We start from the raw sequence: 12,904 nt of genomic DNA, 5'->3' as shown, positions 1-12,904 counted from the left end.
AATCCCGGCCACCGCCGCATGCCGCCGGTTCCGGCGGGGTCAGTCGAGCCGTGCGTCGTCCTGGTCGCGCGCGCTGCGGCCGTCGTCGAGCGCATGCTCCGCGCCGTCCTCGCCGACCGGGAGGTCGTCGCGGCGCATCTTGACGCGAGCGTCGTCGAAGCGCTGGGAGGCGCGCGCCTGCAGCTCGACGAGCCGCTCCTGCACGTCATGGATGCGGTCGCGGGCCTCCTGGACGCGCTCCTGCACGTCGTGCACGCTCTCGGCCGCGCGGCGACCCAGCGATGCGCCCACGGGCGCCGGGTGCTCGACCTTGCCGGCGACGCGCGCGAGCGCCTGCTCGGCAGCGACCCGCGCCTGCTCGGCTGCGATGCGCGCCTGATCGGCTGCGGCCCGCAGCGGTGCCTGCACGTTGACGCCCGCCCACGCGGCGAAGGCGGCGGCGCCGAGCGTCGAGTCGTCCTGGTCGCCCTCGGCGAAGATGAACGGCATCAACCAGTCGTCGACCTCGTCGAACGGCGTCAGCACGATCGCGTAGTGGCGGTGCTGGCCGTCCTCGCGGACGGTGACGAGGCCGGCGTCGCGCAGCGTGCGCAAGTGCTTCGAGACCGTCGGCTGCGGCACGCCGAGCGCGTCGACGATCTGGCTCACGCTCGCCTCGCCCGTCGTCGCGCGACGCTCGAGCAGGACGCTGAGGATGTCGCGTCGCGTGCTGTCCGCGATGACGGTGAAGATGTCGGCCATGCGCAAAGCATGCCAGCGCACGACGAGCCGCGACAAACCAGCCCGCGATCGGCTCGCGACAGAGAGGACTACAGTTGGCCCGTCCTGCGCCGCCCCGAGGCGCACCCTTCCCACGAGAGGCACGGCACGTGGTGGACCAGCGGTCGTCGAGAGCAGCGACGCTGCCCGGTCGGTCGAGAGATGCGATCGACCGCTTCGCCGGCTCCTACCCCGCGCGATTCGCGATCATGGTGTTCGCCGCCATGAACGTGCTGTTCATGCTCCTGCTCTCCACGCCCTGGGCGACCGCGAGCGGTGAGCCGACGGCGCCGGTCGACGCCTTCTTCCAAGCGGTGAGCGTCGTGTGCGTCACCGGTCTCACGGTCGTCGACATGGCCACCCACTGGAGCCCGTTCGGCAACGCCGTCGTGCTGCTGGGCGTGCAGGTCGGCGGCATCGGGGTGCTGACGCTCGCGTCGATCCTCGGCCTGACGGTCGCCCGCCGACTGGGCCTTCGGCAGAAGCTGATGGCCGCGAGTGACTCCAACCCGTCGCGCGTGCGCCGCGGCGTCGTGAAGGAGTCTCAGGCCATCCGCCTCGGCGAGGTCGGCGCGCTGCTGCGCACGGTCGCGCTGTCGGTCCTCGTCTTCGAGGCCGCGCTGATCGTGCTGCTGTACCCGCGCATCCTGCTCGAGGGCAAGAACCCGCTGCAGGCGCTCTACGAGGCGACCTACTGGTCCTTCATGGCGTTCACCAACTCGGGCTTCGTGCCGACCCCCGAGGGGCTCGAGCCGTTCGCGACCGACCCGTGGTTCCTCATCGTGCTCATGCTGGGCGTCTTCATCGGCTCGCTCGGCTTCCCGGTGTACTTCGTGCTGCTGCGCAACATCGGCAGCCCACGCCAGTGGTCGCTGCACGTGAAGCTCACGATCTCGGTCTCGCTCATGCTCTTCCTGGCCGGCGGGCTCGTCTTCCTCGTGCTCGAGTGGGGCAACGCCGACTCCTGGGGCACCGACGACTTCGGTCAGCAGCTGCTGCACGCCTTCTTCCTGTCGTCGATGGCGCGCTCCGGCGGCTTCTCGGTGAACGACCTCGGCCTGCTGCACAACTCGAGCCTGCTCGTGACCGACATGCTCATGTTCGTGGGCGGCGGCTCGGCATCGACCGCGGGCGGCATCAAGGTCACGACGCTCGCGATCCTGTTCCTCGCCGCCATCGCGGAGGCGCGCGGCCGCAAGTCGATGGAGGCGTTCGGCCGCCGCATCCCGTCGGATGTCCTCCGCCTCGCCGTCTCCGTCACGCTGTGGAGCGCGACGATCGTGGCGGGTGTGACGATCGTGCTGCTCGAGATCACCGGCGCGCCGCTGTCGTTCGTGCTGTTCGACGTCATCAGCGCCTTCGCGACGGTGGGACTGTCGACGGGCTTCACACACTCGGGGCTCGAGGACCCGGCCAAGGTCATCCTCGCCCTGACCATGTTCGTCGGGCGCATCGGTAGTGTGACGCTCGCGGCGGCGCTTGCGGCGAGCCAGACGACGCAGCTGTTCACACGCCCCGAGGAGAGGCCGATCGTTGGTTGACAGGATCCCCCACGACGCCCCGGTGCTCGTGATCGGACTCGGCCGCTTCGGCGCCGCGACCGCCGGGCAGCTCGCCCGCCTCGACCGCGAGGTGCTCGCGATCGACGGCGACATCAACCTCGTGCAGAAGTGGTCGGAGCGGCTGACGCACACGGTGCAGGCGGATGCGCGCTCGATCGACGCGCTCAAGCAGGTCGGCGCGCAGGACTTCGCGATCGCCGTCTGCGCGGTCGGCTCCTCGATCGAGGCGTCGGTGCTCATCGTCGCGAACCTCGTCGACCTGGGGATCCCGCAGATCTGGGCGAAGGCCATCAGCCAGTCGCACGGCAAGATCCTCAGCCGCATCGGCGCCAACCACGTCATCTACCCCGAAGCGGAGGCCGGCGAGCGGGTCGCGCACCTGGTCTCGGGGCGGATGCTCGACTACATCCAGTTCGACGACCAGTTCGCGATCGTGAAGATGTACCCGCCGAAGCACATCCGCGGCGTCACGCTCGCCGAGTCGAAGATCCGCTCGAAGTACCACCTGACGGTCGTCGGCGTGAAGAGTCCCGGCGGCGAGTTCACGTACGCGACGCCCGAGACGATCGTCTCGAACCACGACCTCATCATCGTCTCCGGCAACCAGGACGACATCGAGCGCTTCGCCGGCCTCGGCGCGTGACCGAGTGCCCGTGACGATCGACGACGCGAAGCGGTGCCCGTGCGGCACCGGACTCCCCTACGGGGAGTGCTGCGCGCCCATCCATCGCGGCGAGCGCGAGGCCGCGACCGCGGAGGCGCTCATGCGCTCGCGCTTCACGGCGTTCGCGCTCGGCGACGTCGACTGGCTGCTCGCGTCGTGGCACCCCTCGACCCGGCCGCGATCCCTCGAGCTCGACCCCGGCATCCGCTGGCTGCGCCTCGACATCCACGGCTCGAGCGGTGGCGGTCCCTTCGACCGCGAGGGCACCGTCACGTTCGAGGCGCACTGGGTCGCCGAGGGGCAGCGCGGCTCGATGCGCGAGGTGAGCCGCTTCCGCCGCGACAACGGCTGGCAGTACGTCGGCGGCGACGCCGCCTGACTCAGCCCACCGCGAGCTCCTGCGCTCGCGCGAGCGCGGCAGCGGTCGCCCGGTCGAACACGTCGCCCAGTCCGGCCTCCTGCAGCACCGCGACCGCGCGCTCCGTGGTGCCCTTCGGGCTCGTGACGCGGCGGCGCAGCTCGGCCGGAGCCGCGCCGTCGGCGGCGAGCAGCTCGCTCGCGCCGCGGAAGGTGCCCTGCACCATGGTGGCTGCCTGCTCCGGCGTGAAGCCCATCCGCTCCGCCGTGCCGGTCAGCTCCTCGATGAGCAGGAACACGTAGGCGGGGCCTGAGCCCGAGATGGTCGAGAGCGCGTCGATCTGCGACTCCTCGAGCACGATCACCTCGCCGACCGCCTCGAACACGCGCGCGACGAGCGCGACATCGTCGGCGGATGCGCGGCTTCCGCCCGCGACGCCCGTCACGCCGAGACCCACGTGCGAGGGGGTGTTCGGCATCGCGCGCACGACCGCGACGCTCGCGGGCAGCACCGCCTCGATCGACGCGGTCGTCGTGCCGGCCGCGATCGAGACGACCACGGCATCCGCCTCGAGGTGCGGAGCGATCTCGCGCGCGAGGTCGACGATGCCGGCCGGCTTCACGCCGAGCACCACGAGCCTCGCGCCGGCCACTGCGCGGGCGTTGCCGTCGGGCTCGTCGGCGAGCGCGATCGACTCGACGCCGTCGAGCCGGATGGCCGCGGCCTTCTCGGCGGTGCGGTTCGTGACCGCGATGCGCTCCGCGCCATGGCGGGCGAGGCCCGTCAGGATCGCACCGCCCATCGAGCCGACACCGAGCATCGCGATGGGAGGGAGGGTCGCAGCCATGCGGCCAGGCTATCCACGACGGGCGTCGGCATGCTCCCGACGTGCACTTGTAGACTCCCGCTCGTGAGCGCATCCCACGGTACGAAGGCAGTCGTCGCGGCGTTCCTCGCGAACACCGGCATCGCCATCACCAAGTTCATCGCCTGGTTCTTCTCCGGGTCCGCATCGATGCTGGCCGAGGCCATCCACTCGGTCGCCGACGCCGGGAACCAGTTGCTGCTGCTGCTCGGCGGCAGGCTCGCGAAGAAGCAGGCGACCCCCGACCACCCGTTCGGCTACGGGCGGGAGCGCTACGTCTGGGCCTTCATCGTCGCGCTCGTGCTGTTCTCGGTCGGCGGGCTGTTCTCGATCTCGGAGGGCATCTCGAAGATCCAGCACCCGCACGAGCTCGACATCATCTGGCTGCCGCTGCTCGTGCTCGGCATCGCGATCGTGCTCGAGAGCTTCTCGTTCCGGACGGCCATCAAGGAGGCCAACCAGGTGCGGGGCAAGGCCGGGTGGTGGGCGTTCATCCGCAAGTCGAAGAGCCCCGAGCTGCCGGTCATCCTGCTCGAGGACCTCGCCGCCCTCGTCGGCCTCGTGCTCGCGTTCGTGGCCGTCGGCCTCACCGCCCTCACCGGCAACCCGCTCTTCGACGCGATCGGTACGCTCTGCATCGGCGTGCTGCTCATCGCCGTCGCCGCGATCCTGGCGGTGGAGATGAAGTCGCTGCTCATCGGCGAGGGTGCGACCCGCGAGGACACCGCGACCATCGCCGCCGTGCTCAACGGCAACAAGGGCGTCGAGTCGATCATCCACATGAAGACCCTCTACCTCGGGCCGGACGAGCTCATGGTCGCCGCGAAGGTGGCCTTCCCACCGCAGTCCGACATCGAGCACGTGGCGCGCACGATCAACGACCTCGAGGCGGACCTCCGCACTCAGGTGCCGCACGCGCGGGTCATCTACATCGAGCCCGACCTGTACGTCGAGCAGCCCGAGACCGCGCCCTCGACCGACCACATCGTCATCCAGTCGGGCAACTGAGCGGGCACATCCCGGCTGTGTAGGCTGTCTGCATGGAGTTCCTGCACTCGCTGCTGCTCGCCGCCCACCTCGTGGGCCTGTCGATGCTCATCGGCACGTTCATCATCCAGATGCGGGCGAAGGCCGGCTACCACTTCACGATCCTGCTGATCGGCGCATCGATCCAGCTCGCGTCGGGCATCGGGCTCTACGGCCTCGCCATGGCCGGCGACGGCGACGTCAACCATGCGAAGCTCGGCATCAAGGCGCTCGTCGCCGTGGTCGTCTTCGTCGCGGCGCTCATCGGCTTCCTGCGGCAGCGCGCCATCCGCACCGAGAAGGCGCGCCTCACCACCGGCGGCGCCGTCTCGGTCGGCAACCTCGAGGTCGAGCGCAAGCTCGGGCCGTTCTTCCACACCGCCGGCGGGCTCGCCGCCGTGAACCTGCTCATCGCGGTGTTCTGGCGCTGAAAGACCCTCAACGTCGCGGGTGGTCGGACAGCGCCGCATAGCGCCTGCGCTACCACCCGCGACGTTGAGAAATCAGCGGCGGGGGGCGAAGAAGGCGCGCAGCTGAGCCTCGGCCTCGGCGGCCAGCACGCCCGCGACGACCTCGACGCGGTGCGGCAGGCGCCGCTCGCGCAGGACGTCGACGACGCTGCCTGCCGCGCCGGCCTTGTCGTCCCACGCGCCGAACACCACCCGCTCGACCCGGCTCGCGAGGATCGCCCCGGCGCACATGACGCACGGCTCGAGCGTGACGACGAGCGTGCATCCGTCGAGCCGCCACGACCCCACGCGCGCAGCCGCCTCCCGCAGCGCCACGACCTCGGCGTGCGCGGTCGGATCGTGGCGCAGCTCGCGCTCGTTGCGCCCCGTGCCGATGACGGTGCCGGATGCGTCGACGACGACGGCGCCGACCGGCACGTCGGCGGTGGTGGCGGCGGCCGCAGCCTCGTCGAGGGCGAGCCGCATGAGCGCCTCGTCGCGAGCCGCATGCCGCATCCGCACTCCTCCGTCGGGCGCCCGTGCCTGCGCCCACTACCCTGAACCCTATGCGAGTCCACGTCGCCGACCACCCGCTCATCACGCACAAGCTGACCGTGCTGCGGGACGAGCGCACGCCCTCCCCCACGTTCCGCTCGCTCGTCGAGGAGCTCATGACGCTGCTCGCCTACGAGGCGACCCGCAACGTGCGCGTGACGCCCAAGGAGATCAGGACGCCGGTGACGACGACGACCGGCGTCGAGATCGCAGAGCCGCGACCGCTGGTCGTGCCGATCCTGCGCGCGGGCCTCGGCATGCTCGAGGGCATGACCACGCTCGTGCCGACCGCCGAGGTCGGCTTCCTCGGCATGGCGCGCAACGAGGAGACGCTCGAGCCGTACACGTACGCCGAGCGCCTCCCCGACGACCTCTCCGACCGGCAGTGCTTCGTGCTCGATCCGATGCTCGCCACCGGCGGCTCGCTGTCGGCGGCCATGCGGTTCCTCTTCGACCGCGGCGCGGTCGACGTGACCGCCATCTGCCTGCTGGGCACGCCGGAGGGCATCGAGCGCGTCGAGCGCGACATGGACGGCCACGACGTGACGATCGTGCTCGGCGCCCTCGACGAGCGGTTGAACGAGCACGGCTTCATCGTTCCCGGCCTCGGCGATGCGGGCGACCGGCTGTACGGCACCGTCGGCGACTGAGCCCCGTCCCGCGGTCATACTTCGTCACATCCGCCGACAGCGTTGTTTGACATCGTGCGCTCCAAGCCGGGATACTGACTGGCATGACCACCACCACTGCCCTCCCGACCGTCTTCGCGGCCGAGCGGACGACCGGCATGATGATGCCGATGGTGGCCATGCGTCGAATGTGTGCTTGAGCGTCGCTCGCACCGTCCGATCGCTCCAGAGGCACGCTGACGCGCTAGCGCGTCGCCTCCCTCGGGCTTGAGCAGCCCCGAGAGCGATCCCCGAACCCTCCGCGGTTCGCACATGACACCTCGACACCCTGTGCCTCGGGACCCTTCGTCCCGTCGCACGCCGAGTCGGCGGCTCTCATCGCCTTCACCCGCTCCGGCGGGAGGCGCAGCCGCTGACCGCACGCCGGAAGGCCCTCCCATGACCATCACCGCTCTCCCCACCCGCACCCGCCGCCCCTCGCTCGAGACGCCGCGCTTCGACGGCTCCTCGGCCCTCGCGCCGAAGCGGGCCGTGGCTCCGCAGCCCGCGCCGCGCAGCGCATCCGCTGGACCCGCACCCGTCCGACCCGTTCCCGACGGCACCGAGGCCCGCGGCTTCGTGCTCTACGTCGGCCTCGGCGAGGACGCCGCCGCCGCCGACCACATCGAGCTCGCGCGCCTCGTCGGCGAGCTGCGCGCCCTGACCTCGCGCCTGGCCCCGAGCGCGGAGACGCACGCCGCGGTCGCGCTCGCCCCGGCCGGCGCGGGCGGCCGGGACGTCGACGTCGTGCGCCGCGCCCTGCAGGACCCCGCGGTGCAGCAGCCCGTGGCCGAGTCGAACCCCGGCATCGTCATCGACCTGACCCGCAAGCGCGTCGCGATCGGCGACGAAGTCGCGCCGCTCACCTACCGCGAGTTCGAGCTGCTGCAGCACATCGTGCTGCGCGAGGGATCCACCGTCGGCCGCTGCGCCATCATCGACGCGCTCTGGGACGCCGACGACGAGAACCGCCCCAACGAGCGCACGATCGACGTGCACGTGCGCCGCCTGCGCTCGAAGCTGGGCGACTACGCCGAGATCATCCGCACCGTGCGCGGTGCGGGCTACCGCTTCGACCGGCACGCCGACGTGACGGTGCTCGCGACGGCGACGGGCCCCAGCCCGGACCGCTTCTGAGCGGACGCAAGAGGGCCGATCGGGTTCTCCCGACCGGCCCCAGTCCCTTGCACCAAGCGAGGCATTCGCCTTCGCTTCCGTCGACCGCCACAGCACTACGGGCGACGTGCGAACAACGTATAACGGAGCGGTAACGAAGCGACCCAGAGCCGCCTGTGAGAACGCTGTGGTTGGCCGGTCACCGAGGGCCCGTCAGCCGCGCAGCCGCTCGGCGAGGAACCGCGTCGCCCCGCGTCGGAAGGACCCTGCCACCGGCGCGTTCACGTGGTTGCGACCGGGGATCTCCTCGAAGCGACCGTCCTGCAGCAGCGGCAGCAGCTCGCGGGTGTCGCTGGCCCGCCGATCCTTCTCCCCCGTCATCAGCAGCGTCGGCACCGACGGCGGCGCGAGCTCGGGGTCGAACAGCGTGTGCGAGACCTCGCCCGCGAGCGTCACGAGCGTGGCCGGGTCGTGCTCGGGGAAGATGCCGGCGAGCTCGACGACGAACGACTCCATCTCGCCCGGCTCCGCCTCGTCGCGGAGCGCCCGGTGCGCGAGCTCGGCGTCGAACCGCTCGAACGGGTCGCCGGCGGGCAGCCCGCCCAGCACGAGCGCGCCGAACGCGTGCGGACGCGTGCCCGCATGCCGCCACAGCAGCCGAGCGCCCATCGAGTAGCCGATGCCGCCGGGCGCCTCTGGGAGCGCGAGCTGCTCGAGCACCGCGTCGACGTCATCGAGGAAGTGCGGCACGGTGTAACCGGTCGACGGCCGATCGCTCTCGCCGTGGCCGCGGAGGTCCATCGCGATGCCGCGCAGCCCCGCCTCGGCGAGCGCGTCGCCCCACCTCGTGTCGATCCAGTTGCGCTGCGCATTCGACGAGAAGCCGTGGATCAGCAGCACCGGCGCGCCATCGGGGTCACCGAGCTCGTGCAGGGCGATGCGGGCTCCGTCCGGGGCCATCGCGAAGACGGTCATGCTGCTCCTCCTGGTGCGCGGCAGGGCGCATCCCGCCGGTCATAGGCTACGCACATCCGAGAGAGGGGCCGCGTTGCCACGTTCCGTCCTGTTCATCAAGCACATCGAATACGAGACGGGCGGGCACGCCACCAGGCTGGTCTCGCACCTGCCGACACGCGAGGCGGTGTTCCCCGCGGAGCTCCCGCCGCTCGACGAGATCGCGGGCATCGTCATCACCGGCGGCACGATGAGCGCCGCGGACGAGGCGACGCATCCGTCGCTCACGCGGACCGCCGAGCTCGCGCTGCGTGCGATCGACGCCGAGATCCCCGTGCTCGGGCTGTGCCTCGGGCACCAGATCCTCGGGCGGGCGCTCGGCGGCGAGCACCGGGAGGCTGCCGTGGACGAGGTCGGGATCATCGAGATCGACGTGCTCGAGCCCGACCCGTGGCTCGGCGGCCACGTCGGCCCGGTCGGCGCGATGCGCTGGAACAACGACGTCGTGTCGCTGCCGCCGGGCGCGACGCTGCTGGCACGGAGCGCGACGGTGGCCAACGAGGCGTTCCGCCTCGGCTCGGCGGTGGGCATGCAGTTCCACCTCGAGGCGGACGATCGCGTGATGCGCCTGTGGGACTCGGTGGCGTCACCGACGCTGTCGCAGCTGCGCAGTGCGGATGCGGTGGCCGAGTGGCGCAGGCACCTCGCGACCGACCCGACGCTGCTGGGCGTCGTCGAGCGGGGCTTCGGCGCGTTCGCGGAGGCGTGCGCGGCCCGACTCCCGTGAGCGCCGCGCCGCGCTGCGCTCATGCGCGGATCGCCTCCGTCCGCGGCGTGATGCCTGCAGCGCTGCCGCGTCGGGAGCGCAGCCACGCCCATGCCGCTGCCCCGATCACCAGCAGCACCGCCGCCCCCAGGAGCCCGAGCGGGCCACCGAGCACAGGCGCGGCATCCGGCGCCGCGATGAGGAACATCGGTGCGAAGGCGTTGAACATGCCGTGGGCAGCAGCCACCGGCAGCACGCTCGACGTCGCCTCCCGGATCGCCGAGAGCACGAACGACATCGCGATGCAGAACAGCACCATCGCGGGCACGCCGAGCAGCGGGTCGCCGTAGTTGTAGCCCTGCACGATGATCGGTGCGTGCCAGAGGCCCCAGGCCGTGCCGATGACCAGGTTGGCGCGCACCGCTCCGAGGTGACGCAGCGCATCCCACAGCAGACCGCGCCAGCCGTACTCCTCGCCGAGGCCGACCACGCCGTTGATCGTCCAGCCGGCGAGGACCGCTCCCCAGAGGGTCACGAGCAGCAGCACGGCGAGCGGCGGCGGCGTGCCGGCGCTGTCGACTGCCGCCTGGCCGAGCACTCGCGCGGCACCGACCATGAGCTCGGCCTCCGTCGTCGCCAGCCCGCCGAGCGCCGGCATGCCGAGGAGGTTCCCACCCAGGAGCTGCGCACCGGCGTAGAGCCCGACGAAGGCGAGCACCGCGGCGACCGGCGCCAACAGGAAGCCGAGCACCGGCCGCACACCGCGACGCGGCAGCCTGAAGCGGTCCCACCGGCTCCCCCGCTCGGCGATCACAGCGGCGACGAAGGGCGACGGCATGTAGAGGAGTGCCATCACGACGATGCCTTGGATCGAGTCGAGCGGCGTGCGAGTCAGGTGCAGACACGCGCCGACGACCGCCGCCCAGCCGAATGCGATGGTGAGGAAGGTGACGAGCGCGCGTCGCGATGGCCCCGTTCCGCGCGTGGACCGCGTCATCGGGCCACCGCCGCGATCGGCTCCGCCGAGTCGGTGCGGCGCGCGGTACGGCGCTCCAGCATCAGCACGCCGGCTGCTGTCGCCAGGGTGAGTGCGACGAACACCCAGAAGAGCGCCTCGTCCCCCCACAGCACGTTGGTCGCGGCCCACCAGGTGTTCATGGCGGCGTGGAACAGCGCCGCGATGAGCACGCTGCCGCGCGTGCGGTCGAAGATCCAGGTCATGATGACCGTGATCGAGACGGCGAGCAGGACGAAGCCGACGAAGGGATAGCTCTGACGGCTGCCGCTCAGCAGGAACAGGGGGATGTGCCACGCCGCCCAGATGGGACCGAGCACGAGGCTCGCGGCGAGCGGGCCGAAGCGCGCGCGCAGCCGAGGCAGCGCGAAGCCGCGCCAGCCGAGCTCTTCGGTGAGCAGGTGCAGCAGGATCTGCGTCGCGAGCAGCGGCGCGACCGCGGTCAGCGGCACGAGCGCGCCGGGGTCGTGGACGCCGCCGGCGGCACCGTGCACCGCAATCGCCCCGAGCGCCGGCACCGCGGGCGCGAGCAGGGCGACGAGGTACCACTTGGGATGCGCCCGCCAGATCGTGATGCGGCGGAGCAGCGCGCGCAGCTCCCGCTTGCCGCCGACCCAGATGCTGACGGAGACGGCTGCGACGGTGATCGCCAGGTACGACAGCGGGTCGCCGGGCAGTCGCCAGTCGAGCATCCCGAGCTGCTGGGCGAGGGCGGTGCCCCAGACGCCCCAGGACAGGACGAAGGTGGTGAGGAAGAACGCGATGAGCGCTCTGCGGTCGGAACGGGGCATGTCGGGGCTCTCTCTGATCGGGCGGACGCACGGCTCTAATGCCGGGCGGCGAGTGCATTCTCGCGATTGAGAATGTAACCACATCTGGTAACATTCTCAACTATGGGAATGAGACAGGCATCCAGAGCAGACGCGATCCTGCATCCCCAGCGGATGCGCATCGTGCGGGCGCTCGCCCAGAGGCCGCAGACGGCGAAGGAGCTACTGGCTGCGATGCCGGACGTCTCGCAGGCCTCGATGTACCGCCACGTCGCGCTGCTGCACGAGACGGGGATCCTCGCCGTGGTCGAGGAGCGTCCGCTGCGGGGCGCGGTCGAGCGCACCTACGGGCTCGCAGGCGAGGCGATCATCAGCGCGGCAGAGCTCGCGGAGGCGAGCCGTGACGACCACTTCCGCTACTTCGCGACGTTCGCCGCCGGCCTGATGGGCGAGTACGGCGCATACCTCGATCGGGAGGAGATCGATGTCGAGCGCGACGGTGTGGGGTACCGGGAGCACGTGCTGCACCTCACTCGCGACGAGCTCACCGACATGCTCGCCGAGCTGCGGGCGGTGCTCGCGGCTCGGCTCGAGAACGAGCCGTCCCCGGACCGCGCCCCACGACTCCTCGCCACCGTCACCATGCCCATCACCCGACAGGAAGAAGACCGCAATGACGCTGACCGCTGACGACCGCCTCGCGGCCAAGATGCGCCGCAATGCCCTCGCCGTGCTGCCCGTTCCGGTCGTGCTCGGGCTCGCGGCCCTCACGCTCGTCGGGCCCCCGCCGCTCCTGCCGCTGCTGCTGGGGGCCGCCGGCTGGCTGCTGGCGCTCGTCGTGCGGCAGCCGGTCGCCCTCATCGCGGCACGCTCCACCAGCCCTTCGCGCGCCGCCACGATCGTCGGCTGGTTCTCCGGCCCGGCCGAGGAGCTCGTGCGCCTCGCACTCGTGCTCGTCGCGCTGCGCTCGTTCGAGGACGCCGTGTGGGCAGGTTTCGGCTGGGCCACGATCGAGGTGCTGCTCATCGTCGTGAACGGGTTCGCCATCGCGGGGCTCATGACGAAGGACGACCCGAAGTCGGTGGAGGCGCGCGAGCTCCTCGCCGCCCAGGGCATGCTCGGCGCCCAGCATCCCGTCTGGGGCGTGCTCGAGCGAGTGAGCGCCACCGCCCTGCACACCGGCTTTACGCTCCTGCTCCTCGCGCAGCCGTGGCTCGTGCTCGTGACGCTGCCGGCGCACTCGGTGGTGAACATGCTGATGGCGCAATTCGCCAAGGCTCATCTCGCATGGGCCGAAGGCGCGTTCGCCGTCGTGGCGGCGATCGCGCTCGCGGCGGGCGTGCTGCTCGCGGCGGGCTGAACGCGCGGAGGTGCGCC

The 12,904-nt window shown here is 71.4% G+C and carries 16 protein-coding genes; 10 read left to right on the top strand and 6 right to left on the bottom strand.

Going from position 1 to position 12,904, the window contains the following annotated elements:
* Positions 1-39: 39 nt before the first annotated feature.
* Positions 40-741, bottom strand: a complete 702-nt coding sequence (locus tag ACLQ21_RS06735) for an ArsR/SmtB family transcription factor (protein ID WP_425662496.1) — start codon at positions 739-741, stop codon at positions 40-42.
* A gap of 131 nt (positions 742-872) precedes the next feature.
* Between ACLQ21_RS06735 and ACLQ21_RS06730 the strand changes: the two genes are divergently transcribed.
* From ACLQ21_RS06730 to ACLQ21_RS06720, 3 genes are read left to right on the top strand one after another with little or no spacing between them, the layout of a single operon-like run.
* A complete protein-coding gene (locus tag ACLQ21_RS06730) occupies positions 873-2,300 on the top strand; it encodes a TrkH family potassium uptake protein (protein WP_425662895.1) in 1,428 nt (475 codons plus the stop codon).
* Positions 2,293-2,964: a potassium channel family protein gene (locus tag ACLQ21_RS06725; protein WP_425662495.1), complete on the top strand. Its 672-nt coding sequence runs from the start codon at positions 2,293-2,295 to the stop codon at positions 2,962-2,964. Before ACLQ21_RS06730 ends, ACLQ21_RS06725 begins: the two co-directional genes overlap by 8 nt.
* Positions 2,965-2,974: 10 nt before the next feature.
* The gene (locus ACLQ21_RS06720) at positions 2,975-3,364 is read left to right on the top strand and encodes a YchJ family protein (RefSeq protein ID WP_425662494.1); all 390 of its coding nucleotides are present in this window, start codon (positions 2,975-2,977) and stop codon (positions 3,362-3,364) included.
* A 1-nt stretch (position 3,365) separates the two neighbouring features.
* On the opposite strand, the gene proC is transcribed toward ACLQ21_RS06720, so the two are convergent.
* On the bottom strand, positions 3,366-4,190 hold the full coding sequence (gene proC, locus ACLQ21_RS06715) for a pyrroline-5-carboxylate reductase (protein WP_425662493.1): 825 nt from the start codon (positions 4,188-4,190) through the stop codon (positions 3,366-3,368).
* A 63-nt stretch (positions 4,191-4,253) separates the two neighbouring features.
* On the opposite strand from proC, the gene ACLQ21_RS06710 reads away from it, so the two are divergent.
* Positions 4,254-5,216 carry a cation diffusion facilitator family transporter gene (locus ACLQ21_RS06710; RefSeq protein ID WP_425662492.1) on the top strand — a complete coding sequence of 321 codons (963 nt, stop codon included), beginning with the start codon at positions 4,254-4,256 and terminating at the stop codon, positions 5,214-5,216.
* A gap of 32 nt (positions 5,217-5,248) precedes the next feature.
* On the top strand, positions 5,249-5,665 hold the full coding sequence (locus tag ACLQ21_RS06705; RefSeq protein WP_425662491.1) for a hypothetical protein: 417 nt from the start codon (positions 5,249-5,251) through the stop codon (positions 5,663-5,665).
* A 72-nt stretch (positions 5,666-5,737) separates the two neighbouring features.
* Here the strand turns inward: ACLQ21_RS06705 and tadA are convergent, their stop codons facing one another.
* On the bottom strand, positions 5,738-6,199 hold the full coding sequence (tadA, locus tag ACLQ21_RS06700; protein WP_425662490.1) for a tRNA adenosine(34) deaminase TadA: 462 nt from the start codon (positions 6,197-6,199) through the stop codon (positions 5,738-5,740).
* Between the two features lie 50 nt (positions 6,200-6,249).
* Here tadA and upp point away from each other — a divergent pair, with 50 nt between their 5' ends.
* Positions 6,250-6,888 (top strand): uracil phosphoribosyltransferase, encoded by a 639-nt coding sequence (gene upp / locus ACLQ21_RS06695; RefSeq protein WP_425662489.1) that lies wholly within the window; start codon positions 6,250-6,252, stop codon positions 6,886-6,888.
* A gap of 417 nt (positions 6,889-7,305) precedes the next feature.
* Complete coding sequence (locus tag ACLQ21_RS06690) at positions 7,306-8,043, top strand: winged helix-turn-helix domain-containing protein (RefSeq protein WP_425662488.1); 738 nt, start codon at positions 7,306-7,308, stop codon at positions 8,041-8,043.
* 192 nt (positions 8,044-8,235) lie between these two features.
* On the opposite strand, the gene ACLQ21_RS06685 is transcribed toward ACLQ21_RS06690, so the two are convergent.
* On the bottom strand, positions 8,236-8,997 hold the full coding sequence (locus ACLQ21_RS06685) for an alpha/beta fold hydrolase (protein WP_425662487.1): 762 nt from the start codon (positions 8,995-8,997) through the stop codon (positions 8,236-8,238).
* Between the two features lie 73 nt (positions 8,998-9,070).
* Between ACLQ21_RS06685 and ACLQ21_RS06680 the strand changes: the two genes are divergently transcribed.
* On the top strand, positions 9,071-9,763 hold the full coding sequence (locus ACLQ21_RS06680) for a type 1 glutamine amidotransferase (protein WP_425662486.1): 693 nt from the start codon (positions 9,071-9,073) through the stop codon (positions 9,761-9,763).
* Positions 9,764-9,782: 19 nt separating this feature from the next.
* Here ACLQ21_RS06680 and ACLQ21_RS06675 read toward each other — a convergent pair whose 3' ends face one another.
* Entirely contained in the window at positions 9,783-10,739 is a 957-nt protein-coding gene (locus ACLQ21_RS06675) for a CPBP family intramembrane glutamic endopeptidase (RefSeq protein ID WP_425662485.1), read from the bottom strand.
* Positions 10,736-11,548, bottom strand: a complete 813-nt coding sequence (locus ACLQ21_RS06670; protein WP_425662484.1) for a CPBP family intramembrane glutamic endopeptidase — start codon at positions 11,546-11,548, stop codon at positions 10,736-10,738. Before ACLQ21_RS06670 ends, ACLQ21_RS06675 begins: the two co-directional genes overlap by 4 nt.
* A gap of 102 nt (positions 11,549-11,650) precedes the next feature.
* Here ACLQ21_RS06670 and ACLQ21_RS06665 point away from each other — a divergent pair, with 102 nt between their 5' ends.
* Both ACLQ21_RS06665 and ACLQ21_RS06660 read left to right on the top strand, forming a co-directional pair.
* Positions 11,651-12,217: a helix-turn-helix domain-containing protein gene (locus ACLQ21_RS06665; RefSeq protein ID WP_425662483.1), complete on the top strand. Its 567-nt coding sequence runs from the start codon at positions 11,651-11,653 to the stop codon at positions 12,215-12,217.
* Positions 12,201-12,887, top strand: a complete 687-nt coding sequence (locus ACLQ21_RS06660; protein ID WP_425662482.1) for a hypothetical protein — start codon at positions 12,201-12,203, stop codon at positions 12,885-12,887. Before ACLQ21_RS06665 ends, ACLQ21_RS06660 begins: the two co-directional genes overlap by 17 nt.
* Positions 12,888-12,904 lie beyond the last annotated feature (17 nt).

The sequence above is a fragment of the Agrococcus sp. DT81.2 genome (genome assembly GCF_049844935.1).
GTDB lineage: Bacteria > Actinomycetota > Actinomycetes > Actinomycetales > Microbacteriaceae > Agrococcus.
The sequence above is the reverse complement of the archived record's forward strand: the minus strand, read 5'-3'. Positions and strand labels throughout refer to the sequence as shown.

Bases quoted from the DNA above. Each gene is read 5' to 3' on its own strand.
- ACLQ21_RS06735 (WP_425662496.1), bottom strand. From the start codon at position 741: ATGGCCGACATCTTCACCGTCATCGCGGACAGCACGCGACGCGACATC.
- proC (WP_425662493.1), bottom strand. From the start codon at position 4,190: ATGGCTGCGACCCTCCCTCCCATCGCGATGCTCGGTGTCGGCTCGATG.
- ACLQ21_RS06705 (WP_425662491.1), top strand. From the start codon at position 5,249: ATGGAGTTCCTGCACTCGCTGCTGCTCGCCGCCCACCTCGTGGGCCTG.
- tadA (WP_425662490.1), bottom strand. From the start codon at position 6,199: ATGCGGCATGCGGCTCGCGACGAGGCGCTCATGCGGCTCGCCCTCGAC.
- upp (WP_425662489.1), top strand. From the start codon at position 6,250: ATGCGAGTCCACGTCGCCGACCACCCGCTCATCACGCACAAGCTGACC.
- ACLQ21_RS06690 (WP_425662488.1), top strand. From the start codon at position 7,306: ATGACCATCACCGCTCTCCCCACCCGCACCCGCCGCCCCTCGCTCGAG.
- ACLQ21_RS06685 (WP_425662487.1), bottom strand. From the start codon at position 8,997: ATGACCGTCTTCGCGATGGCCCCGGACGGAGCCCGCATCGCCCTGCAC.
- ACLQ21_RS06675 (WP_425662485.1), bottom strand. From the start codon at position 10,739: ATGACGCGGTCCACGCGCGGAACGGGGCCATCGCGACGCGCGCTCGTC.
- ACLQ21_RS06670 (WP_425662484.1), bottom strand. From the start codon at position 11,548: ATGCCCCGTTCCGACCGCAGAGCGCTCATCGCGTTCTTCCTCACCACC.
- ACLQ21_RS06665 (WP_425662483.1), top strand. From the start codon at position 11,651: ATGGGAATGAGACAGGCATCCAGAGCAGACGCGATCCTGCATCCCCAG.
- ACLQ21_RS06660 (WP_425662482.1), top strand. From the start codon at position 12,201: ATGACGCTGACCGCTGACGACCGCCTCGCGGCCAAGATGCGCCGCAAT.